14 protein-coding genes are annotated in these 24,404 nt (G+C 63.9%); 8 read left to right on the top strand and 6 right to left on the bottom strand.

Going from position 1 to position 24,404, the window contains the following annotated elements; all coding sequences use genetic code 11:
* Positions 1–41: 41 nt before the first annotated feature.
* From FFY45_RS10985 to FFY45_RS10955, 7 genes are all read left to right on the top strand, one after another.
* Entirely contained in the window at positions 42–1,208 is a 1,167-nt protein-coding gene (locus FFY45_RS10985; RefSeq protein ID WP_176340454.1) for an acyltransferase family protein, read from the top strand.
* 257 nt (positions 1,209–1,465) lie between these two features.
* Positions 1,466–2,188, top strand: a complete 723-nt coding sequence (locus tag FFY45_RS10980; RefSeq protein WP_172839323.1) for a GntR family transcriptional regulator — start codon at positions 1,466–1,468, stop codon at positions 2,186–2,188.
* Between the two features lie 45 nt (positions 2,189–2,233).
* A complete protein-coding gene (locus tag FFY45_RS10975) occupies positions 2,234–3,508 on the top strand; it encodes a sugar MFS transporter (protein WP_176340453.1) in 1,275 nt (424 codons plus the stop codon).
* Between the two features lie 40 nt (positions 3,509–3,548).
* Positions 3,549–4,616: a LacI family DNA-binding transcriptional regulator gene (locus tag FFY45_RS10970; RefSeq protein WP_104549636.1), complete on the top strand. Its 1,068-nt coding sequence runs from the start codon at positions 3,549–3,551 to the stop codon at positions 4,614–4,616.
* A gap of 5 nt (positions 4,617–4,621) precedes the next feature.
* Entirely contained in the window at positions 4,622–5,650 is a 1,029-nt protein-coding gene (locus FFY45_RS10965; protein ID WP_006451305.1) for an SIS domain-containing protein, read from the top strand.
* Positions 5,651–5,652: 2 nt separating this feature from the next.
* Positions 5,653–6,807, top strand: coding sequence for an N-acetylglucosamine-6-phosphate deacetylase (gene nagA, locus FFY45_RS10960; RefSeq protein WP_176340452.1), 1,155 nt, complete (start codon positions 5,653–5,655; stop codon positions 6,805–6,807).
* A gap of 551 nt (positions 6,808–7,358) precedes the next feature.
* Positions 7,359–10,022, top strand: a complete 2,664-nt coding sequence (locus tag FFY45_RS10955) for a TonB-dependent receptor (protein WP_255171932.1) — start codon at positions 7,359–7,361, stop codon at positions 10,020–10,022.
* Positions 10,023–10,279: 257 nt separating this feature from the next.
* Here FFY45_RS10955 and FFY45_RS10950 read toward each other — a convergent pair whose 3' ends face one another.
* Both FFY45_RS10950 and FFY45_RS10945 read right to left on the bottom strand, forming a co-directional pair.
* A complete protein-coding gene (locus FFY45_RS10950) occupies positions 10,280–11,518 on the bottom strand; it encodes a multifunctional CCA addition/repair protein (RefSeq protein ID WP_176340451.1) in 1,239 nt (412 codons plus the stop codon).
* 771 nt (positions 11,519–12,289) lie between these two features.
* Positions 12,290–14,263, bottom strand: a complete 1,974-nt coding sequence (locus tag FFY45_RS10945; protein ID WP_176340450.1) for a transglycosylase SLT domain-containing protein — start codon at positions 14,261–14,263, stop codon at positions 12,290–12,292.
* A 269-nt stretch (positions 14,264–14,532) separates the two neighbouring features.
* Between FFY45_RS10945 and FFY45_RS10940 the strand changes: the two genes are divergently transcribed.
* Positions 14,533–17,412, top strand: coding sequence for a TonB-dependent receptor (locus tag FFY45_RS10940; RefSeq protein ID WP_176340449.1), 2,880 nt, complete (start codon positions 14,533–14,535; stop codon positions 17,410–17,412).
* A 758-nt stretch (positions 17,413–18,170) separates the two neighbouring features.
* On the opposite strand, the gene betA is transcribed toward FFY45_RS10940, so the two are convergent.
* The 4 genes from betA to FFY45_RS10920 form a co-directional block, all read right to left on the bottom strand.
* Positions 18,171–19,841 carry a choline dehydrogenase gene (gene betA, locus FFY45_RS10935; RefSeq protein WP_023903500.1) on the bottom strand — a complete coding sequence of 557 codons (1,671 nt, stop codon included), beginning with the start codon at positions 19,839–19,841 and terminating at the stop codon, positions 18,171–18,173.
* Between the two features lie 159 nt (positions 19,842–20,000).
* Complete coding sequence (betB, locus tag FFY45_RS10930) at positions 20,001–21,473, bottom strand: betaine-aldehyde dehydrogenase (protein WP_176340448.1); 1,473 nt, start codon at positions 21,471–21,473, stop codon at positions 20,001–20,003.
* Positions 21,474–21,513: 40 nt separating this feature from the next.
* Positions 21,514–23,493, bottom strand: coding sequence for a choline BCCT transporter BetT (gene betT / locus FFY45_RS10925; protein ID WP_176340447.1), 1,980 nt, complete (start codon positions 23,491–23,493; stop codon positions 21,514–21,516).
* Between the two features lie 136 nt (positions 23,494–23,629).
* Positions 23,630–24,367, bottom strand: a complete 738-nt coding sequence (locus FFY45_RS10920; RefSeq protein ID WP_176340521.1) for an endonuclease/exonuclease/phosphatase family protein — start codon at positions 24,365–24,367, stop codon at positions 23,630–23,632.
* Positions 24,368–24,404 lie beyond the last annotated feature (37 nt).

The following is a 24,404-nucleotide window of genomic DNA, read 5'->3' as shown; positions in this document are numbered from 1 at the left end:
ACACCTCGCACACACCTGCAGTGCCTGGGCAAGGAACTGCAATGAGCGAACAAATATCGGCTGCTGCAGCTATCACTGCAACGTCAAAGCCAAAGCGCGAACGCTTTCTATCGCTGGACGTCTTCCGTGGCCTGACCATCTTCCTGATGATCCTGGTCAACACCGCCGGGCCGGGTGCGCAGGCGTATGCGCAGCTGACCCACGCGGCCTGGTTCGGCTTCACGCTCGCCGATCTGGTGTTTCCCTCGTTCCTGTTCGCAGTCGGCAGCGCGATGAGCTTCGCGCTGGCGACAGACACGCCGCATCGGCCGTTTCTCGGCCGCGTGGGTAAACGCGCCGCGCTGATTTTCCTATGCGGCGTGCTGATGTACTGGTTTCCGTTCTTCCATCTGCAGCCCGGTGGGGGATGGGCATTTACCGCGATCGATCAACTCCGCTTGACCGGCGTGCTGCAACGCATCGGCTTGTGCTATCTGCTTGCCGCGTTGCTGGTGCGCTATCTGCCGCCACGCGGCATCGCGCCGGCCTGCGTGGCGCTGCTGCTGGGCTACTGGGCGGCGTTGTACGTCTTCGGCCAGCCCGGCGCCGAGTTGAGCAAGACCGGCAATGCCGGCACCCGGCTGGATCTGTGGCTGTACGGGCGCGCGCACCTGTACCGCAAAGACAACGGCTTCGACCCGGAAGGCCTGCTCGGCACGCTGCCGGCCACGGTCAACGTGCTGGCCGGCTATCTGACCGGGCGCTTCCTGCAGCGCCGCGGCAAGACCGCTGCAGCCACGCGCACGCTGCTGCTGGCCGGCGTGGGCCTGGTGCTGCTCGCGCTGCTCTGGAACCCCGCCTGGCCGCTGTCGAAAAAGCTATGGAGCGGGTCGTTCGTCGCCTGCACCGTGGGCCTGGATCTGCTGGCGCTGGGCGTGCTGGTCTACCTGCTGGAGCTGCGCGGCTGGATCGGCGGCAGCGGCTTTTTCACCGTGCTGGGGCGCAACCCGCTGGCGATCTATCTGTTCTCCGAATTGTTCATGGTGGTGCTGCGCCTGCTTCCGGCCGGCAGCTCCGACCTGGACCTGTACGCCTGGGCTGGTATCCGCGTGTTCCAGACCACCGCGCCGGGGCCGCTCGGCTCGCTGCTCTGCGCACTGAGTTACACGCTGCTGTGCTGGGGCGTGGGCTGGTGGATGGATCGGCGGCGCTGGTATCTGCGGTTGTGAGGCCACGGCGCGTCAAGTGATGGTATGGCTGCCGATGCTTGCAGGTTGTCGTCGCCAGGTCCTGCTAGCACCGGCCGCCGCGTGACGCGCGGAACCTTGCGATTCGCAGGTCAGTGCGAGCTGTCGCCGGGATCGGCACCGCACAGATGCGCTGCGGCCAAATTGGTACTATATTGGACCTAACGAATCCAAGTCGGTCCGGAGGACAAGCAATGGCCAAACCCAAGGCGGCACCCCGGAACGACACCGATCCCCGGGTGGACGATCTGGCGTTGGACGCGTCCGCGCCGACCCCGTTGTACCTGCAACTGGCCGGCAAGCTCACCGACGCCATCCGCGGCGGTGAGTGGAAGGCCGGCGAGGCGCTGCCCGCCGAGCGCCAGCTGTGCGAGCGTCTGCAGATTTCGCGGGTGACCCTGCGCCAGGCGGTGGACGTGCTGGTCGAACAAGGCCTGGTCTCGCGCCGTCAGGGCGCCGGCACCTTCGTCACCGCGCAGATCCAGCATCAGCTCAGCGGCCTGACCAGTTTCAGCGAGACGCTGCGCATCAAGGGTTACGAGCCGGGCACGCGCTGGCTGGAGCGGCGCCTGCGCCCGGCGCATGGCGAAGAAATCCTGCGGCTCGGTCTGTCGCCGGATGCGGCAGTAGCCTCGCTGACACGCTTGCGCAGCGCCGACGACCGCGTCATGGCCTACGAGCACGCGGTGCTGCCGCAACGCATCGTCGCCGACCCGCAGCAGATCGGCGATTCGCTCTACAGCTATCTGGATGCGCAAGGCACGCCGGTGGTGCGCGCGTTGCAGTATTTCCGCGCGATCAATCTGCCTGCGCGGCTGGCCGAACACCTGCGCATGAAGACCGGCGAGGCGATCCTGCATGTGGTGCGCGTGGGTTATGCCCGCGACGGCAGCGCGATCGAATTGACCGACACCTATTGCCACAACGACTTCTACGATTTCGTCGCCGAACTGCGCCGCTGATTCCACCCGGCGTCCCCCAACGACAACCTCAGAGCCAGCCGATCCATGACTACTGCCAGGCCCGCAAATCCCGTTGTCTCGATCGCCATCGTCGGCGTGCTGTTTTTCATCATTGGCTTTTTCACCTGGATCAACGGGCCACTGATCACCTTCGTGCGGCTGGCGTTCGACCTCAACGAGGTCAACGCGTTTCTGGTGCTGATGGTGTTCTACCTGTCGTATTTCTTCCTGGCGCTGCCGGCGTCGTGGATCCTCAAACGCACCGGCATGAAGAAAGGCCTGGCGCTGAGCCTGGTGGTGATGGCGGTGGGTGCGGCGGCGTTCGGCCAGTTCGCCACCCAGCGCTGGTATCCGGGTGCGTTGGGCGGCCTGTTCGTGATCGGTAGCGGCCTGGCGCTGCTGCAGACCGCGATCAACCCGTACATCAGCATCCTCGGGCCGATCGAAAGCGCGGCCCGGCGTATCGCACTGATGGGGATCTGCAACAAGATCGCCGGCATCCTGGCGCCGATCCTGATCGGCTCGCTGGTGCTGCACGGCATCGGCGATCTGTCCGAGCAGGTGGCCAGTGCCAATGCCGCGACCAAGGAAACCTTGCTCACTGCGTTTGCCGCCAAGATTCACGCACCGTACCTGGTGATGTCCGGCGTACTGTTGCTGTTGGCCATCGGCGTATTGTTCTCGCCGTTGCCCGAACTCAAGGCCTCCGAGGCCAATGCAACGCCCGGCGCTGCCGGCGTGCAGAAATCCAGCATCTTCCAGTTCCCGCATCTGTGGCTGGGCGTGTTGTGCCTGTTCGTGTACGTGGGCGTGGAAGTGATGGCCGGCGATGCGATCGGCACCTACGGTCACGGCTTCAATCTGCCGTTGGACAGCACCAAACTGTTCACCTCCTACACGCTGGGCGCGATGCTGGTGGGCTATATCGCCGGCCTGGTGCTGATTCCGCGCGTGATCTCGCAGGCACGCTACCTGAGCGTGTCGGCGGTGCTGGGTGTGCTGTTCTCGCTCGGTGCCTTGCTCACCCACGGCTATGTGTCGGTGGGCTTCGTTGCCGCGCTGGGCTTTGCCAACGCGATGATGTGGCCGGCGATCTTCCCGCTGGCCATTCGCGGGCTCGGCCGCTTTACCGAAATCGGTTCGGCATTGTTGGTCATGGGCATTGCTGGTGGCGCGATCATTCCGCAGCTGTTCGCCATTCTCAAACAGCACTACGACTTCCAGGTCGTGTTCGCTGCGCTGATGGTGCCGTGCTATCTGTACATCCTGTTCTATTCGCTGCGCGGTCATCGCGTGGGCCTGCCGGCCCAGGCCAAGTGAGCGACGCGGCATGATGCGTTCCGACGAACAAGGTACCTCCATGCGCAGGCCCACCATCAAAGATGTCGCCGAGCGCGCCAAGGTCTCGTTGAAGACCGTGTCGCGCGTGATCAACAACGAGCCATCGGTGATGCAGGCCACGCGCGCGCGCGTGCTGCGCGCCATCGCCGATCTCGACTACGAACCCGATCCGTCCGCACGCAATCTGCGCAGCGGTACGCCGTTCGTGATCGGTCTGGTGTACGACAACCCCAACCCGTATCACATCATCGCCATTCAAAATGGCGTGCTCGCCGCGTGCCGTGAAACCGGCTTTGGCCTGCAGATCCATCCCTGCGATTCCACCTCGCCGCTGCTGGCCGAAGAATTGGCCGAATGGGTGCAACGCTCGCGTCTGGCCGGCGTGGTGCTGACCGCACCGATGTCCGAGCGCCCCGAGCTGATGGCAGGGCTGGCCGCGCGCGGCATCAAGAGCGTGCGCATCATCGCCGCCACCGATGACCCCGGCGATGGCCCGTGCGTGTATATCGACGACCGCGCTGCGGCCTACGAGATCACCGAACATCTGATCCAGCTCGGTCATCAACGCATCGGCTTCCTGTGGGGCGGCCCGCAGCATCGCTCCAGCGGCGAGCGCTACGCCGGTTACGAAGCTGCGTTGAAGGATTACGGCATCACGCTGGACAAGCATCTGGTGATTCCCGGCGACTACACCTTCGACGATGGCTTTCGTGGCGCACGCCGTTTGCTGTCGTTACGAGAGCCGCCCACCGCCATCTTCGGCAGCAACGATGAAATCGCCGCCGGCGTGCTGGCGGCGGCCAAGTCCACCGGCATGAACGTGCCGTATCAACTCTCGATTGCCGGCTTCGAAGACAGCCCGTTTTCGCGTCAGTCCTGGCCGGCATTGACCACCGCCAAGCAGGCCACCGACGACATCGCGCGGCATGCCGCACGCCTGTTGATCAGCCAGCTGCGCAGCGATGCCTACGACGACCAGCCCGCGCAATTGCAGAACCGCGGCTTCGTGCCGCAACTGGTCGTGCGCGGTTCCACTGCACCGGCGCAACCGCCGGCTGCCAAATCCTCTCCCACCGAATCCGTCTGAGCCCGATGAGCCTTCCCCTCGAAACCGATACCTTGATGTTCCGCGAGGCGGCGCAGACCGCCGACGTGGTCGCCGCACAGTTCGCCCGCAACGCCGACACCATCGCCGCACTTGCGCAATCCCTGCGCGACACACCGCCGCCGTTCGTGGTGACCTGCGCGCGCGGCAGTTCTGATCATGCAGCGACCTATGCCAAGTACCTGTTCGAAACCCAGCTTGGCATCGTCACTGCCTCGGCATCGCCGTCGGTGGGCTCGGTCTACGCGGCACCGCTGCAATTGCGCGGCGCGCTGTACATCGTGATTTCGCAATCGGGCAAGAGCCCGGACCTGCTGCGCAATGCCGAGGCCGCAAAGGCTGCCGGCGCGCGCGTGGTCGCCCTGGTCAACGTGGAAGATTCGCCGCTGGCGCAATTGGCCGAGGTGGTGATTCCGCTGGGCGCAGGCCCGGAGAAAAGCGTGGCCGCCACCAAGAGCTATCTGGCTTCGCTCGCTGCAGTGCTGCACCTGGGCGCGGTGTGGAAGAACGATCCCGCATTGTTGGCCGCGCTGGATGCATTGCCGCAGCAGTTGCGCAACGCCTGGCAGGCCGACTGGTCTGCACTCACTGCCGGCCTGGTGCCCGCACACAACCTGTTCGTGCTCGGTCGCGGCCTGGGCCTGGGCGCGGCGCAGGAAGCGGCCTTGAAGTTCAAGGAAACCTGCGGCCTGCACGCCGAAGCCTATAGCTCGGCCGAGGTCAAACACGGCCCGATGGCGCTGGTGGGGCCGGGCTTCCCGGTGCTGGTGTTTGCCCAGCCGGATGAAACCGGTGCCGGCACGCGTGCACTCGCCGCCGAATTCCGCGCGCGTGGCGCACAGGTGTGGCTGGCCGCGCCCGATGGCGACCTGCCGCTGGCCGATGCCGCACATCCGGCCAGCGCACCGCTGCTGACCGTGCAAAGTTTCTATCGCGCCATCAATGCGCTCGCATTGCAGCGTGGCCACAATCCCGATTTGCCGCCGCATTTGAACAAGGTTACGGAAACGGTTTGAACATGGATGCTTCCCCGATTCAAGCGTTGTGCAATGCACGCGTGCTCATCGACGACGGCCTGCAGGATGGGCTGGTTGTCTTGCTGGCCGGCACGCAGATCCAGGCGGTCGTGGCGGCCGACGATGCGCGTGTTGCGCAGGCGCACACACGTGTGGATCTGGGTGGCGCCACCTTGTTGCCGGGCTTTATCGACATCCAGGTCAATGGTGGTGGCGGCGTGCTGTTCAACAACGCGCGCGACCCGCAGGCACTGGCCACGATCGCTGCGGCGCATCGCCGCTTCGGCACCACCGGCATGTTGCCCACGCTGATCAGCGACACCGCCGAGGTGATGGCCGAGGCGATCGACGCCACGCGCCAGGCGATCGCGCAGGGCGTGCCCGGTGTGCTCGGCATCCATCTGGAAGGCCCATACCTGAGCCCGGCCCGCAAGGGCACGCACGACGCGCACAAGTTCCGCCTGCCGGACGCGCACGAGATTGAGGTCGACACCTCGCTGGACAACGGCGTCACCCTGATCACGCTCGCGCCCGAGCGCGTGCCGTTGGACGACATCCGCGCCTTCGTTGCCGGCGGTGCGATCGTGTTCGCCGGCCACACCGCAGCGACATACGAGCAGGCCCACGCCGGTATTGCTGCCGGCGTCAGCGGCTTCACCCATCTGTACAACGCGATGTCGCAACTGACCGGGCGCGAACCCAGTGCTGTGGGCGCCGCGTTGGAAGACCCTAACGTGTGGTGCGGCGTCATCGTTGACGGCGTGCACGTGCACCCTGCCAGCCTGCGCGTCGCGTTGGCGGCCAAGCCGCGCGGCAAGGTGCTGCTGGTCACCGATGCCATGCCGATGGTCGGCGCCGACAGCCCCAGCTTCGATCTGTATGGCGAGACCATCACCGCCGTGGACGGTGTGGTGCGCAACGCCGACGGCGCATTGGCCGGCTCCGCCCTGGACATGGCCACCGCCGTGCGCAACAGCGTGCAATGGCTGGGCGTGGACCTGGCCGAGGCCGCGCGCATGGCGTCCACGTATCCCGCGCAGTGCATCGGCGTGGGCGATCACCTCGGTCGAATTGCGCCGGGCTATCAAGCGGATCTGGTGCTGGTGGATGCGGATGTGCAGGTATTGGCGACCTGGGTGGCCGGGCAGCGCGCGTAGGCGTGCGTGCCGGTGCGTGGATCCATGCCGCGCTGCAAGTTGCCGCAGCCGCATGGACTCGCAGCGTTTCTGCAGCAAAAGGCGAGTGCTTTGTGGTGAGAGCGTTGCGTACGAGTACGCGCCACATCCAAGCATGCAAACACTTTGCATCGCAACATCTGCGTGCGCAGCCTTATGGCATCAGGTCTTCATGCGCAGTGGTCTGCCCACACACAAAAAAGAATGCGATGGCGATCACGTCGTCATTCCGTTATCTGCGTTGAATTCGACGAATTACACATAAATCAGGCTGTTTGTGTCGTTGAGTTGACAGCGCGGCTTGCGGGAGGCACCTTCGCTGATAACGTTGTCAGCGAACAGGAGCACACTCCGAATTCATGCAGACGTTGCCGCCGATCATGCATCGGTCTGGCGCCTTGACCCGCACGCCACGAGGCAGTGCGGGACGTTGCTCGCTTCCGGCACAGGGGACGGAGTGCGGGCATGGCACGCGCATCGCGCGTTCTTGCGCAACTCACCGGTTGCGACGTATCAGCCTAGAGGTCCACGCAATGGTGTATCCCCGTGTGTTCGAGTTGTCCGGTCATTTCCTGTGTCATGCGCGTGCACCGCGTCGTTCGCTACTGAGCGCAGCGGTCCGTGGTTTGCTGTTGGGTGGCGCGGTTTTTGCCAGCACTGCGGCACTTCCCGCATTCGCGCAGGAACAGCCTGCACCTGCCCAGCAACAGGCACCCGCGCAAACTAATCCATCGGTCTCCACCTTGGATGAAATCAAGGTGGTGGGTTATCAGGCCAGTCTCGGCAAGGCGCTCAACGTCAAGCGCAATGCCGATGCGATCGTCGATGCGATCAGCGCCGAAGACATCGGTAAATTCCCCGATACCAACGTCGCCGAATCGCTGTCGCGGCTCTCCGGCATCACCGTGGACCGGCAATTCGGCGAAGGCGAAAAAGTCAGCATCCTCGGCACCGATCCTGCGCTCAATCGCGTGCTGCTCAATGGCCAGACCATTGCCTCCACCAGTTGGGGCGGCGACCCCAACGATCCGGATAGCCGCTCGTTCAACTACAGCACCCTGGCGCCGGAAGTGGTCGGCTTGATGGAGGTCTACAAGACCCCGGAAGCACGCATCGACGAAGGCTCCATCGGCGGCACCGTGATCGTGCACACGCGCAAACCGCTGGATCTCGAGCGCAATACGCTGACCGGCACGGTGAGCTACGGCTATAACGATCGCTCCGAAGACCCCAAGCCGAACGTATCGGCGTTGTACAGCTGGAAAAACCAGGACGAAACGCTGGGCGTGCTCACCTCGGTGATGCATTCGCAGCGCGTGTTGCGCCGCGATGGTGTGGAAATTTTCGGCTACGACAACGTGGAAGGCGCAGGGTTTCCGCCGGGTGTGGTGGGCAATAACACCGGTGTGTTTCCGACCTCGATCAACACGGCCTTGTTTCAGCAGACGCGCAAGCGCGATGGTGTCAGCGCCGCATTGCAGTGGAAGCCGGATGCCGACTTCGAGCTCAATCTGACCGGTTTGTACGTCAAGGAAAGTTTCGACAACTACAACCAGAGCCGCTACGGCTACTGGGGCTCCAACCCGGGCGATGCGCAGGCGCTGGGCTTCGAAAACGGCGTTGCCACCTCGGGTACATTCGGCGATCAATCCACCACGTTCCTGGACGGTTATCTGCGCAACAGCGATGTCACCACTGGCAGCATCCACTTGCGTGCCGACTGGCATGGCGATGGCTGGAATGCATCCAGCCAGGTGGGTTACACCAGTTCGCAAGGCGGCGCCGAGCGCATCTACGGCATCCAGTTCCGCAATCTTGCCGGCTACAGCTACAACATCGACGGGCGCCGCACCGCGATGGACTACAGCACCGACCCCACCAACGCGGCAGCGATGCAACTCAACAATGCATCGGCCAGCCACAGCCCGCAGTACGACAAAGAGCGCTATCTGCAGCTGGACTTCGATCACGCGGTGGAGTGGGGCCCGTTTACGCAGATTCTGACCGGCATCAAGCTCACCAATCACGCCACAGGGCAATCGGCGTACAGCCGCACCTGGACGCCGAACGATGGCAGCACGCTCGCTGCGTTCTCGCCGGGCACCACGCCATCGGGCTATCTGGATGGCATATCCACCAGCGCCGATATGCAGCAATGGTCGACGATCAACAGCGGCGCGATCAGCCAGTACATCAGTGGACTGGAAGGCGATGACGGGCTGCCGATCAGCTACGCCGGCAACTACAGCATCGAAGAGCAGAACCGTGCGTGGTTCCTGCAGGCCAATTTTTCCGGCGAGCGCTATCGCGGCAACATCGGCGTACGTTATGTGCATACGCGCGATTCCACCGACGGTTTCAGCTATGCGCCGGGCGGCGGCTACACGCCGGTCAACTTCCTCAACAGTTATGGCAAGTGGCTGCCGGCCTTCAATATCGCCTACGACCTGCGCGACGATTTGATGGTGCGCTTTGCCGCCTCCAAGGTGATCGCGCGGCCGCGCTACACCAACATGACCCCGTACGTGGCCACCGACGACACCACGCTCACCGCATCTACCGGCAATCCCGGTCTGAGCCCGTACGAGTCGACCAATCTGGGCGCATCGCTGGAGTGGTATTTCTCCGACAGCAGCCTGCTCAGCAGCGAATTTTTCTCGCGCGACATCTCCAACTACATCCTGACCACGGTGGAAGACCGGGTGTTCTTCAACAACGCCACCGGCGGTTCGAGCACGTATCAGACCTCCGTGCCGACCAATGCCGGCGATGCCAAGGTGCGTGGCGTTGCGCTCAACCTGCAGCACAACTTCGGCAACGGATTCGGCGTGGTGGCCAATTACACCTATTCCGATTCCAAGACCGACGGCGATTACAGCCTGCCGTACAACTCGCGCAATGCCTACAACATCAGCCCGTACTACGAGCAGGGCAAATGGAGCGCGCGGGTGAATCTGGGCTGGCGCTCGGAGTACTTCACCCAGATCGGCCGGCTCAATGGCCAGCAAATGACCGACGCGTTCACCCAGGTGGATGCATCGTTCGGCTACCAGGCCACCGAGCGCCTGCGCGTGGCGCTGGAAGCCACCAATCTGCTGGACGAAACCTACTTCAGCTACATCGGCAACAAGAACCAGCCGTACTACATCTACAAGAACGGCCGTTCTTTCATGTTGAGTCTGAATTTCAAGCTGTAGAGCGCACGGTGTGGGGAGGTACGCACGGGCGCGTGGCCGGCATCGATGCTCATGCCACTGCGCGCCCGGTGTGCTTCCTGCAAATACTGCGCTTCTTCGCGTCGCGCAGAGCGTTGCGCCTGGCAATTCATGCGTCTCACGCGGTGCAATCAGCCGCGTAGGAGCGCACCTGGGCGCGAGGTGGCTTTCACGAATGATGCTGGCCTAGCTCACCGATCCACCGGCACAGCGCCGCTCCCCCAACAAGCAGCGGCTTCTTACTCCACGCGCTTTAAAACGCGCGCAGCCGCAATCGCGGCAATCCGTGCCTTCGCCAATGCCTCACCGATCTGCGGGCCTTGCAAACCTTCTGCAGCCAGGTCGCGTGCGTTGATTGCGAGCGCAGCAGCATGCAAGCGCTTGAGTTCTTCGCCCTGCGGATAGGCTGCGTTTTCGCTGCCCAGTCGGCCACGCTTGTCGGCTTCGCAGACCAGGGCGAGCTGTGCGATGCGTACCGGTCGGCGGAACGCATCGCAGCGCATCAGCAGCTCGTGCACGGTGCGGTCGCGTAGTTCGGCCAGGCGATGCACGTTCAAGTGTTCGCGGCAGGCGGTGACGGCGAGCTGGCGATACTCCTGTGGCACCTTGAGGCGTTCGCACAGTGCCTGCAGCGGGGCGACGCCGCGTTGCTCGTGCATGATGTGGCGTGGCCATTCGTCGGGTGGTGTGAGTGCCTTGCCCAGATCGTGGGTGAGCGCGGCAAAGCCCACCAGCGCATCGCCCGGCGCTAGCCGCGCGGCCATGTCGCTGACCATTTCCTGGTGGATGCCGGTATCCACTTCAGGATGAAACTCGGCGCGTTGCGGTACGCCGTACAGCGCGTCGATTTGCGGCAGGATGACGCGCAGTGCATCGGTGTCGTGCAGGGTGCGCAAAAATGCAGAGGGCTGTGCGCTTGCCAGTACGCGACGCAACTCCTGCCACACGCGTTCGGGCACCAGGCTGTCGAGTTCGCCGCTGGCGGCCATTTCGCGCATCAATACGGCGGTCTCTGGCGCGATAGTGAAACCCAACGGTGCCAGTCGTGCCATGAAGCGCGCGGCGCGCAAGACGCGCACGGGGTCTTCGACGAACGCCGGGCCTACATGACGCAGCACGCGTGCTTGCAGATCGCGCGCGCCGCCGTAGGGATCGAATAGCTCGCCAGTGTCTTCGTCGCGCGCGATCGCATTGATGGTGAAGTCGCGGCGCAGCAGGTCTTCTTCGAGCGTCACCGACGGGTCGGCATCCACCACGAAGCCGCGATAGCCACGCCCGGACTTGCGCTCGGTACGCGCCAACGCATATTCCTCACCGCTACGCGGATGCAGAAATACCGGGAAATCCTTCCCCACCGGTTTGAAGCCCAGGCTTTCCATCTGCGCCTGATCGGCACCGACCACGACCCAGTCGCGGTCGCCAGCAGGCTGGCCAAGCAGGGCATCGCGGACTGCGCCGCCAACGAGATAGATCTTCATCGCTACATGATGCCCGATGCGGTGCGCGAGTCGAAACAACGCGAACTGATTATGGTCGGCGTCTGGCTAGGCTTGGGTGGTCAAGTGATGCCAACACATAAATCTCAGCGTATAGCAGCGGTTGGTCGGTGCGGATAGATCAGTCGTAGAGCGGAGAGCGGCTGATCTTTGGCTTGGCTGCAGGATCCTTGCCCGCCTACCGTCGCGGGACACGCCGCAAGTACGTCCGTGTAGGCTCTTACGCGGCATCCGTCCCGCGACGGTAGGCGGGCAAGGACCAGTCGAGATGGTCGGTGTGCGAGGTGCAAGCAATGCATGAAGTGTGGCGTCTAGTTAACGGCGCGCTCAATCAGCTTCCCAAGACAAGCGGAGAAACAAGCGGGCTTTCAACAAGTGACCTACAACCTTTTCAGCGTCCCAAGGCAGACGTAGCGATAGCCAGGTTTTGACCCGACCACCGACCAACTTTCTGGTGCGGTGTCCTCGCCGATTGCGGGACCGTGTGGCGGCATGGATGCCGCCACCGAGCCTCCAGGGACGGATTCACGGCGTGTCCCGCAAGCGGCGAGGGCACCGCGCCCTCGACCGACTCAGCTTTTGACTGCACCTAACCTATGCAACGACCCTCGGTTGCCTTGAAGCGTTAGAGGATGTTGATACAACAGTCGTCAGCGAAGATTGTCTGATTCGCAACTTGGCCGAAGCGAACATGGGCAAGGACACAAGCAAGATCACCTCGTCCGGTAGCCGTGCTCGTCGGCTAACTGGAGCTCAGTCCTGCGCCGCGTTGTTGGCGGTCTGGCCCGGCGTGCACACCGGCTTCAAGCGCTTGTCCACCAGCTTGCCCATCAAACGATCGCTCAGCGGTAGCATGTCGCCGTTGAGTTGCCAGTCGTAGATCACGCTGAAGGCCAGCACGCGCGCCACGTACTCGCGGGTTTCCTTGTAGCTGATGGTTTCGATCCAGAAGTCCGGCTCGAAGTTGGGCCGCTGCGATTGCCAGCGCCCGGTCGGGCCCGGGCCGGCGTTGTAGGCGGCGATGGTGAGGTAGGGCAGGCCGTAAGTGTTGAGCAACTGGCGCAGGTAGGCGGTGCCGATGGCGATATTGGTGTCCGGCTCGTACAGGCTGGTGGCGCCTGCGTAACCGGGCAGGGCGATGCCCTTGGCCACGGCGGCGCCAGTGCCCGGCAATACCTGCATCAGGCCCATCGCGTTGGCAGGCGAGCGGGCGCGTGGATTGAAGATGCTTTCGGCACGAATTTCTGCTGCCACCCAGGCCGGGTCGATCGCGTTCTTGGCGGCTTCGCGGCGGATGCTCTCATCGTGATACAACGGAAAGCGCAGCGAATACAGCCGTTGTTCGTCCGGCTGCTTGCCCAGCGCAAATACCGCGCGATCGAACCAGCCATTCTCGCTGGCCACCTGCACCGCCAGACGGCGTTGGGTGTCGTCGAAGCGGGTGGCGGCATCGTTCCACTCGGCCACGGCCCAACCAGGGCGGTCGATCTGGAACAAGGCGATTGCGCGGATCAATGCCGGATCGCGCGCAACGGCCGCCTTGGCCTGCGGGTTGTCCTTGGGTTCCCACGGACACAGCCGATATGGCTGCTGCAGGCGATCGGCGGCCAGGAAGCCGTGGAAGGTCGGCGATTGCGCGGCCGCGCGATACAGCGGCTGTGCGGCCGCGGCAGCGCCGGTCTTCTCGGCCAGGCGCGCTTCGAAATACTGCCAGCGCGAATCGCTGCGCTGGGTGGCGGACATCTTGCGGATCGCGGCCAATGCAGCCGGCCAGTCGCCACGCGACATCGCCTCACGCGCGCGCCATTCGTGCAGGCGTTCGTCGTACGAGGCATCGGGCACTGCGTTGAGGCGGCGCGCCGAATCCGGCAAGTACGAGGCCACTGTCCACAACGCGATCTGGTACAGCACCTGGCCGCGCTGCGCCTCGCTGAAGCCGAGTGCGGTGGCCAGTTGCGGCAGCTGTTGCTCGGCCGCGTCCGGGTCGCTCTTGGCCAACTTGGCCAGCCCATCGACAGCGATGCCACGGCTGCGCTCGGTCTTGGGCCAACCCAGTGCACGCGGGTGGACCTTGTCCAGAAAGGCGGCGTAATCGGTGGCCAGTGCCAGATCAGCCGCCGGCAAGCCGCGCGCGGCGGTGCGCATCACCGCTGGCAGTTGTGCATCGGCCGCCGCTTCCACGCGCTCCCAGCGCAGCGCCGGAGTGAGCTCACCCCGCGACTCCAGCCCGGCGACCACCGGATCGCAGGCATCGGGCAGCGCCTTGCCGTTACGCCATAGCGTGAGCGCATCGCGGCTCCATTGCGCATCGGCCTTGCCGGTGGCCTGACGCGCGGTGAGCTGTGCGCAGCGTAGGCCGAGGTTGTCGGTGGATTTCCAGTTGGCCAGCAGCGTGGTCCAGTCCTGGCGACGCGCTACGGCCGGCAGCCAGGTGCTGCGGAAGCTCTCCGCCACCGGTTGGCCCGCGTAGCGCTGCAGAAACCCCTGCGCCTGCGCATTGGAAACGCTGTCGATGCTGCGCTTGAGCGTGGCGAATTCCAGCCAGCCATACAGCGGGTGGCGACTCAACGCACTGAGTTGACCAGCATCGGATTGACCGCGCTCTGCAGCGGCGATGGCATCGCGCATGGCGGTGAGTTGCGGGTCCAGGCTTTGGGCATGCAGTGCAGTGCTGCCAAGGCACAGCAGGCCGACGAAAACAGTGGCAAGACGGGGGGCATAAGTCATTGCGCGATGATACCGAAGCACGCATGAGCGCTTGAGTGAATACGCGTTGCAGCGTTTCGAACGCACACATCTCAGCGTGCAGGCGTAGCGCGTGAGGGAACGCGTCATCGCACGCTCGCGTTCGTGCGCGCGCGACGGCGGCCACTGCGACCTGCTGGGCAGTGCCGCACTGCCAGCTTGCGGCGCGTTAAGGTTTCGTTTAAAAGTTGGGGCGGACCGCAGGGCACGGGGGCGTGCGGATACTCGAAATCCTTCTGGAGAGAGAACGGATGAAGCGTCTGATTGGCCCTCATCGGTCATGCCTGGCCGTGCAGTTGTCGTTGTGTCTGATTCCCACACTCGCCTGGGCGCAACAGCCCGAGGCCGCCCCGAGCACGCGCACGCTCGACAGCGTGCAGGTCACCGGCACGCGTATCAAAACCGCCGAACTGCAGGGCCAGGTGCCGATCCAGACGCTCAACCGTGCCGACATCGAACGCACCGGCCTGACCTCCATTGGCGAGGTGCTGCAGGAACTCACCGCGTCCGGCTCGGCGCTCAATGCCAAGTTCAACTCGTCCGGCAATTTCGGCTTTCCGCCCGATGGTGGCGGCGTGGGCGCAGGCTCGGCGCAGGTGGATCTGCGCCATCTCGGGTCCAAGCGCGTGCTGGTGCTGGTGGATGGCATTCGCTGGGTCAACGAATCTTCGGCCTCCGGCGTGGGGTCGTCGACCGATCTCAACACCATTCCGCTGGCGATCGTGGAGCGCATCGAAGTGCTCGAAGACGGCGCCTCGTCGCTGTACGGTTCGGATGCGATTGCCGGTGTGGTCAACATCATCACCCGGCGCAGTTTCGACGGTGCGCAGGTCACGCTCAACTACGGGCAGTACGGCAAGGGCGATGGCGCCAACCAGGGCATGGACCTGGCCTGGGGCACCAGCGGCGAGGATTTCAGCCTGTTTCTGGGTGCCAGCTACGTCAAGCAGGACCCGATCTATGCACGCGACCGCGCGCAGGCACGCTTTCCGATTCCGGGCACCGGGCTGACCTTCGCCAGCTCGGCAACGCCGGATGGGCGCTTTCAGTTCGTCGACCCCAACACCGGTGTGCGTCAGAACCTCACACCCAATGCCGGCGTCGGCACGCCGCAATACGATGGCAGTGCGGGGTGTACACGCAGCGACGATTACCACTGTTTCGGCACCGCTGACCGCTACAACTTCGCCGAGCAGAATCTGCTGCTGACGCCGTCCGAGCGTAAGGGCGTGTTTGCGCAATTTCGCTATTACTTCAACGACGATGTGCAGTGGTATGTCAAAGCATTGGGCAACCGGCGCGAGTCGACCAACCAGGCCGCACCCGAGCCGATCTTTCTCGGCCCCGATGCCGGCACCGGCAATCCGCTGGCCGACAACATCGTGATTTCGGCGCTGAATCCGTTCAATCCGTTCGGCTTCGAGTTGAACTCGGCCACCAACCTGATCCAGATCGGTCGCCGCCCGGTGGAAGGCGGGGCGCGTCGGTTCGAGCAGCAGGTCGATACGCAATACTTCGGCACCGGCCTGGTCGGCACCTTCGAAGGCGCGGCGCGCACGTGGTTCTGGGACGTCAACGGCATGTACAGCAAGAACAAGGCCGAGCAGACCAACCACGGTAGCTACAACCTGTTCAACATCAATCTGGGGTTGGGCGATCCGGCCGCCTGTGCGGCAGTGGCCGGCTGCGTGCCATTGGATATCTTCAGCGGTGCCGGCAGCATCACGCCGGAGATGTTGCGCTGGATCCAGCCGGTGGTGCGCGATCGCAGCCAGAACGAATTGAGCCTGTTCACCGCCAACCTCAGCAGCGAGTTGTTCCAGTTGCCCGGCGGTGCGGTGTCGTTCGCCACCGGTTACGAATACCGCAAGTACGAGGGTTCGTATCAGCCCGATCCGCTCACCGTGGCCGGCCGCTACAACGGTGTGCCATCGCTGCCGACCTCGGGCAGTTACGACGTCAACGAGGCCTATCTCGAACTCAATATCCCGATCTTCGCCAATTCGTCGTTGGGCGACAAACTCGATTTGAATATTGCCGGCCGCTATTCGGATTACTCCACCTTCGGCGGCGAGTTCACGCCCAAGTACGGCCTGCGTTGGCAAGTCACCGACGAGTTGGTGTTGCGCACCAGCTATGCAGAAGGCTTCCGTGCGCCGACCATCGGCGAGTTGTTCGGTTCGGCGGCGCGTGCGGATTTGCAGTTGTCGGATCCGTGTTCGATCGGGTTGGGCGGCACCGCGCCGCGTGGCAGTGCTGCCAACTGCGCTGCGCTCGGTGCACCGGTGGGCTATCAACAGGCCAATCAGCAGATTTCGGTCACCACGGGGGGCAACGAGCAGTTAGATCCTGAGCGCTCACGCAGTTTCAGTGCCGGCTTCGTGTTCAGCCCGGGCTTTGCGAGCAATGCGAGCTGGTCGGATCGGCTCGATCTGGAGATGACCTTCTATCGCCATCATGTGGATGGGGCGATCCAGGCGATCAATGCGCAGACGCAGCTGGATCTGTGCGTGGATACGTTGGATGCGCTGTACTGCAACGGCATCACGCGTGCATCCACCGGGGGCATCAATGCATTCAACAATCGGTTGACCAATCTGGGTTCGATCAAGACCGACGGTTGGGATGTGGATCTGTTCTGGACGCTGCCGGAAACTGGCTTGGGCCGCTTCAAGTTGTCGTGGCAGAACACCTTCGTGGGCCGTTACGAGGCGCTTGGTGCGGCGGGGCAACGGCAGCCGCAGGGGCCAGGCATCGAGGTGGTGGACAGTGCGATTCCCGAGTGGACCAGCAACGCGGTGCTGGATTGGTCGCTAGGCAATTGGACGGCATCATGGACGGCGCGCCACATTTCCAAACTCACCGAGCAATGCGGCGATGCGGTGGAATTCTCAGTGTGTTCCGATCCTGCCGTGGGCACCAATCGGCTGGATGCGATCACGTACCACGATGCGCAAGTGGGCTATCGGGTCGATTGGCTCAAGGGGCTGCAACTCACGGCCGGTTTGAACAACGTGTTCGACAAGGATCCGCCGCTCTGCCTGTCGTGCTCCCTCAACGGCTATGACGCATCCACTTACGATATTCCCGGTGGGCGCTTCTGGTATGCGCGTGTGGATTTGAAGTTTTAGTCCATCAGGTCGGACGGTCGTAAAGCGGAGAGCGGCTGATCTGTGGCTTGGCTGTAGGGCCCTTGCCCGCCCACCATCGCGGGACACGCCGCAAGTACGTCCGTGTAGGCTCTTACGCGGCATCCATGCCAAGTAAGGTCCCGCGACGGTGGGTGGGCAAGGGCCCGTCGAGATAGTCGGTGTGCATGTTTTTCAAGCAATCAGCAAACTGTCTGGTGCGGTGTCCTCACCGATTGCGGGACCGTGTGGCGGCATGGATGCCGCCACCGAGCCTACACGGACGTACTTGCGGCGTGTCCCGCGAGCGGTGAGGGCACCGCGCCCTCGACGACCCAAGCTTTCGACTTGGGCTTTTGATACACCCAAACTGCGCGACGAGTCGAAATTTCCGTCGTTTCGAAATGATCGGACAGTGTGGGTAGATCACGTGTAGAGCGGATGATCTGCGGCTTGGCTGCAGGGCCCTTGCCCGCCCACCGTCGCGGGACACGCCGCAAGTACATCCGTGTAGGCTCTTACCGGAAGGTCCCGCGACGGTGGGCGGGCAAGGGCCAGTCGAGATGGTCGGTGTGCATGGCTTTCAGTAAAACAATCAGCACACTGTCTGATGCGGTGTCCTCGCCGATTGCGGGACCGTGTGGCGGCATGGATGCCGCCACCGAGCCTCCACGGACGGATTCACGGCGTGTCCCGCGAGCGGTGAGTGCACCGCACCCTCGACCTAAGGCAACCGATCGCGCTCTTTAACGATCAACAGATCACCCACGCACAGGTGCATCGCCTGCCACGTAGTAGTCCGCCGTACTGCGTGGCAATGGCGTGCGGCCACGCATACGGTCGGCGATCTTTTCGGCGATCATGATGGTGGTGGCGTTGAGGTTGCCAGTGATGATGCGCGGCATGATCGAGGCATCGATCACGCGCAGACCTTCCATGCCGTGCACGCGGCCCTGTCCATCGACCACCGCCATATCGTCGGTGCCCATCGCGCAGGAGCAGGAGGGGTGATAGGCGGTTTCTGCGCGCGCACGCACGAAGGCGTCGAGTTCGGCATCGGTCTTGCAGTCCGCACTCGGGCTGATCTCGCGGCCGCGGTAAGCGTCCAGTGCAGGCTGGGCGATGATCTCGCGGGTGATGCGGATGGCATCGCGAAATTCCTGCCAATCCTGATCGGTGGATTGGTAGTTGAACAGGATCGACGGATGCTGGCGCGGGTCGCGCGACTTGGCATGCACGCGTCCACGGCTGGGCGTGCGCATCGAGCCCACATGCGCCTGGAAACCGTGTTCTTTCACCGCATTGCTGCCGTTGTAATTGATCGCCACCGGTAGGAAGTGGTACTGGATGTTGGGCCAGTCGAATTCCTCGCGCGTGCGAATGAAGCCGCCGGCCTCGAACTGATTGCTCGCACCGGTGCCGGTGCCGGCGAACAACCACTCCGCACCGATCGCCGGCTGGTTCCACCACTGCAATGCCGGATACAACGACACCGGCTTGGTGCAGGCGTACTGGATGTAGACCTCGAGGTGATCCTGCAGGTTCTGGCCAACGCCGGGCAGGTCGTGCACCAGTTGCACGTCGAGCGCACGCAGCAAATCAGGTGCGCCGACGCCGGAGCGTTGCAGCAGCTGCGGCGAGGCGATTGCGCCTGCGCACACCAGCACTTCGCGGCGTGCACGCGCGTCGATGCCTTCGCTGCTGTTGCCGACCAAGTAGTGCACGCCAATGGCGCGCTTGCCGGCAAACAGGATGCGATCGGTGGTGGCATGGGTGACGATGTGCAAGCCATCGCGCGGACGTGCCATGTCCAGATAGCCGCGCGCCGTACTTGCGCGACGCCCCTGCGGCGTCACCGTGCGGTCCATCGGCCCGAAGCCTTCCTGCTGATAGCCGTTGAGATCGTCGGTGCGCGGATAACCAGCCTGCACGCCGGCATCGACCATGGCCTGGAACAGCACGTTGTTGTCGTTCTTCGGCGTGGCCACGCTGACCGGGCCTTCGCCGCCGTGATAATCGTTGGCGCCGATGTCGCGCGTCTCGGCTTTGCGGAAGTACGGCAATACATCGCGGTAGCTCCAGTCTTCCAGGCCCGGCCGCTTGGCCCAGTGGTCGAAATCCAGGGCATTGCCGCGGATATAGCACATGCCATTGATCAACGACGACCCGCCCAGCCCTTTGCCGCGGCCGCACTCCATGCGCCGGTTGTCCATATGCGGCTCCGGCTCGGTTTCATAGGCCCAGTTATAGCGGCGTCCCTGCAGCGGGAAGGCGAGTGCGGCCGGCATCTGGGTGCGGAAATCCAGCCGATAATCGGGCCCGCCGGCCTCCAGCAGCAACACGCTGACGCCCGGGTCTTCGGTCAGGCGCGCGGCCAGCACGTTACCTGCCGAGCCGGCGCCGATGATGATGTAGTCGTATTCGCGTTGCATGGGGTTCTCCTGTTGCGGCGCCGGCTTGAAGCGGCTTTCAAAACGATTGCGCAGTGGGTCAGCGATGCCTGTGCCCGAAACGGCAGCACTGCCCGCGCGCTGCGGTTTGTGCATATCGCCGATGGCGCTGGCGACTGCCTGCCAGGTGGTGTCAGCCGCTCAAAACACCGACGCGTAGCGTTCCAGTTCGACCTGGACAGACTTGGTACGCGTGTAGGCCTGCAAGGTGGCCAGCCCGTTCTCGCGGCCCACACCGGATTGCTTGTAGCCACCTACCGGCATCGGTGCCGGCGATTCGCCCCAGGTGTTGATCCAGCAGATGCCCGCTTCCAGGCGATGAATCAGACGATGCGCGCGTGCAAGATCCGGCGTCACCACGCCTGCGGCCAGGCCGTACGTGGTGGCATTGGCGCGTGCGATCGCTTCGTCCTCGTCGTCGTAGGTGAGCAGGCTCAAGACCGGCCCGAAGATTTCTTCGCGCACGATGGTCATCACGTCGGTGCAATCGCTGAAGATGGTCGGTGCCACGTAGCAGCCTTGTGCCAGCGCACCATCGCGCAGACGCTGCCCACCGCACAGCAGGCGCGCGCCTTCGGCCTTGCCCTGTTCGATGTAGTCGAGCACGCGCTGCATGTGCGCGGCGCTGACCATCGGGCCGAAGGTGGTGCGCGCGTCCAGCGGGTCGCCGATCTGGATGCGTTGCACGCGTGCCAGCAGCCGCGCTTCGAAGGCGTTGCGCAGTGCGCGCGGTACGAACACGCGCGTGCCATTGGTGCACACCTGCCCGGAGCTGTAGAAGTTGGCCATCATGGCGATGTCGGCAGCCAGGTCCAGATCGGCATCGGCGCAGACGATCAGCGGCGACTTGCCGCCCAGTTCCATGGTCACGTCTTTCAACGACGAACTCGATGCACTTGCCATCACCTTGCGTCCGGTCGCGGTGCCGCCGGTGAAGCTGATCTTTTCGATCTGCGGATGTTCGGTCAGCGCGGTGCCCACGCTGGCGCCGTCGCCGGGCAGCACGTTGAACACGCCATCGGGCAGGCCGGCTTCGGTAAAAATTTCGGCCAGCTTGAGTGCGGTCAGTGGCGTCACTTCGCTGGGTTTGAAGATCATTGCATTGCCGGCCGCCAGCGCAGGCGCGGCCTTCCACAGTGCGATCTGGATCGGGTAATTCCACGCGCCGATCGCGCCCACCACGCCCAGTGGCTCGTGGCGCGTGTAGAAGAAGCTGCCTTCGCGCAATGGCACCTGCACGCCCTGCAGCGCGTGCGCCACGCCTGCGTAGTACTCCAGCACATCTGCGCCGGTGACGATGTCCACGCTGCGGGTTTCGCTCAGCGGCTTGCCGGTGTTGAGGGTTTCCAGTTCGGCCAGTGCGTCGTTGCGCTCGCGCAGCAACGCCACCGCGCGCAGCAGGATGCGCGAGCGCTCCACCGTGGTCAGCGCGGCCCATTGCTGTTGGCCGGCCTTGGCGCTATCCACCGCCGCGTCCAGATCGTCGGCGCCGGCGTTGTGCACATTGGCCAGCACTTCGCCGGTGGCAGGATTGATGACCTCGAAGGTGTGGCCGCCGCGGGCGGGAACATAACGGCCGCCGATATACAGCAACTGGTCGGGAAAACGTGGCATGACAAACCTCCTGTGGGGCGCACGCCGCAGCGGCGGCACCTCAGCGCGTGAGATGCAGAAACTGCAGGTGACGCTCGTATTGATCGATGATGTCGTTGATGATCTGTTCGCGGCTGTAACCGACCAGGTCGTAATCCTGGCTGCCTTCGTACAGATACACTTCGGCGCGGTAATAGCGCTGATTGCGCAGACGCTGGGCGGCGAACGAGGGCGTGAGGTAGCCGCGCATCACCACCTGGTAGCGGAAGCCTTGCTGCTCGCCGTGATCGACGCTGATTTCCATATCGTCGTCGTCGAGCCGGCTGCTGACCTGCCAGCCTTCTTCCTGCAGCTGTGTGGTGACCGCTTCGATCGCCGGGCGCACCTGGTCGTGCATGAAGCGATAGACCTCATCGCGTGCGGGGAAATGCATCGCCTGGCCCAGCCGCTGACGCCAGCCGCGGTGATTGCGCGATTGCCCGATCAACGGGCTGGGGCTGTAGAGCTGCGCGCGCTTGCGCTGCGATTCTTCGCTGAGCGCGCGCGACAAGCCCCACGCCATCAGCAACAGCACGGCAGAGAACGGCAGCGACGCCAACACCACCGCTGATTTCAATGCGTCCATGCTGCCGGCAAGCAAGAAACCGGCGGTGACCACGGCGGTGAGCACGCCCCAGAACACGCGCAGCCAGCGCGGGCCGTCGTCGTGCGGCTGGCCGCCGTGCGAGGACAGCGTGGACAGCACCACCGTGCCGGAATCGGCGGAGGTCACGAAGAACACGAAGCTGACCGCCACCGTCACCGTGATCACCGCGCGGCTCCACGGGTAGCCCTGCAGCAGTGAGTACAGCACCGTCTGCGGCGCATCGATGGCCTGTTGCGCCAGTGCGCCCTGGCCGTGATGCAGCAACTGGTCCAGTGCGCTGTTGCCGAAGATCGACAGCCACGCCAGGGTGAATCCCAGCGGGATCAGCAACACCCCGAGCACGAACTCGCGAATGGTGCGGCCGCGCGAAATGCGCGCGATGAACAGCCCCACGAACGGTGCCCAGCCGATCCACCACGCCCAATAGAACACCGTCCAGTTGCCCAGCCAATCGCTGCGGCCGCCATAGGCATACACGTCGAAACTCTTGTTGACCACACTGCCCAGGTAGTCGCCCAGGTTCTGTATCAGCGCGTTGAGCAGGTATTGCGTAGGGCCGGCGAACAGCATGAACAGCAGCAGCGCGATCGCCAGCAGCATGTTGATGTCCGACATCCAGCGCACGCCTTTTTCCACGCCGGACACCGCCACCAGAATGGCCGCGCCCATCATTGCCACGATCAGCGCCACCTGCACCCAGTGCGTATGCGGCACATCGAACAAGGTGCTCAGCCCGGCATTGAGATGCAGCACGCCAAAGCCCATGTCCGCACCGATACCGAACACGGTGGCCACGATGCCCAGCGCATCCACGGTGTAACCGATCGGCCCGTTGATGCGCTTGCCGATCAGCGGATACAGCGCCGAGCGCAAGGCCAACGGCAAGTTGTGCCGAAACGCGAAGTAGGCCAGTGCCATCGCCGCCAGCGCGAACACGCCCCAGCCATGCAGGCCCCAATGCAGGAACAGCAACTGCATCGCCTGACGTGCGGATGCTTCCCCGCTTCCGGTGCCGCCTTGTGGCGGTTGCAGATAATGGGTGAGCGGTTCGGAGACGCAGAAGAAGAACAAGGTAATGCTGATGCCGGCGGCGAACAGCATGCCGGCCCAGGAGAGATAGCTGAATTCAGGTTCGTCGTGGTCGGCGCCGAGCTTGATGTTGCCGTAGCTGGACAAGGCCACGCCGAGCACGAACACCAGGTACACCGTCATCGCCAGCAGGTAGTACCAGCCGACATTGCGCGAGGCCCAGGTCTGCGCATCCAGCAGCACGCGGCCTGCATCCAACGGAAACAACGACACCAGCAACGCAAACGTACAGACCACCGTTGCCGCCAACACGAACACCGGACGCAAGGTGCGCACCGGTGCCAGTTGCGGCTCTACCGCACTCATACCAGCGCACTCATAAGAGGCGTGTCACGGACTGTGTTCCCAACGAAAAACCGCCTGCGTTATCGCACAGGCGGTGTCGAGGGGGTGTCATCGGTCGAGTTCGCCTATGCGAACCCGTAGCCACTTTTCGCGGTATTTAACGCAGCAACTGCGTCGGCACGCGGATATCCATGCCAACCGCCAGATGATCTGAAAACGCCGCGGGAATCGCTTCGATGCGTTCGATCGTCAGACTGTCGCTGACCAGAATATGGTCGATCGCCCGATCCGGGCGCCAGCTCGGAAAGGTGTGCACTTCGCAGCTTGGCGGTTGCAGGCGCGTATGCCGATACAGCGCCTGCATCTCTGGCCGGTCGGCCATGCAGTTGAAATCGCCCATCAACATTGCGTTGGGATGGTCGGACAACAACTCGGCGATGAAGGCCAGTTGCGCCATGCGCGAATTGGCGCCCAGCGACAGATGCGCCACTGCCACCGCCAAGCCGTCGCGGCCTTCGCCGAATTTGGCCAACAGGATGCCGCGCCCGCCGATCCTGCCTGGCAGGGCGTGGTCCTGTACTTCCAGCGGTTGCAGCTTGCTGAGCAGCCCATTCGCGCTGGACGCCACCCCGCCCATGCGGCGGTTGGGCTGATGGCTCCAGTAATCGAAGCCGGCGCGCTCGGCCAGGTAGTGGGTCTGGTTGGTGAAACCCGAGCGCAGGCTGCCGGGGTCGGCCTCCTGCAAGCCAACGATGTCGCGTTCGCCGGCCAGCTTGGCGATGCTGTCCAGGCTGGTGCGCTTGCTGCCCAACGGCAGCGCGTGCGACCAGCTGCGGGTGACGTAATCGCTGTAGCGACGGGTGCTGGAGCCGGCCTGGATATTGGCGGTCAGCACCCGCAGGGTGCGCGAATCCGAAGCGTTCACTGGAGGG

Source organism: Xanthomonas hortorum, assembly GCF_011305375.1.
Classification (GTDB): domain Bacteria; phylum Pseudomonadota; class Gammaproteobacteria; order Xanthomonadales; family Xanthomonadaceae; genus Xanthomonas; species Xanthomonas hortorum_E.
The sequence above is the reverse complement of the archived record's forward strand: the minus strand, read 5'-3'. Positions and strand labels throughout refer to the sequence as shown.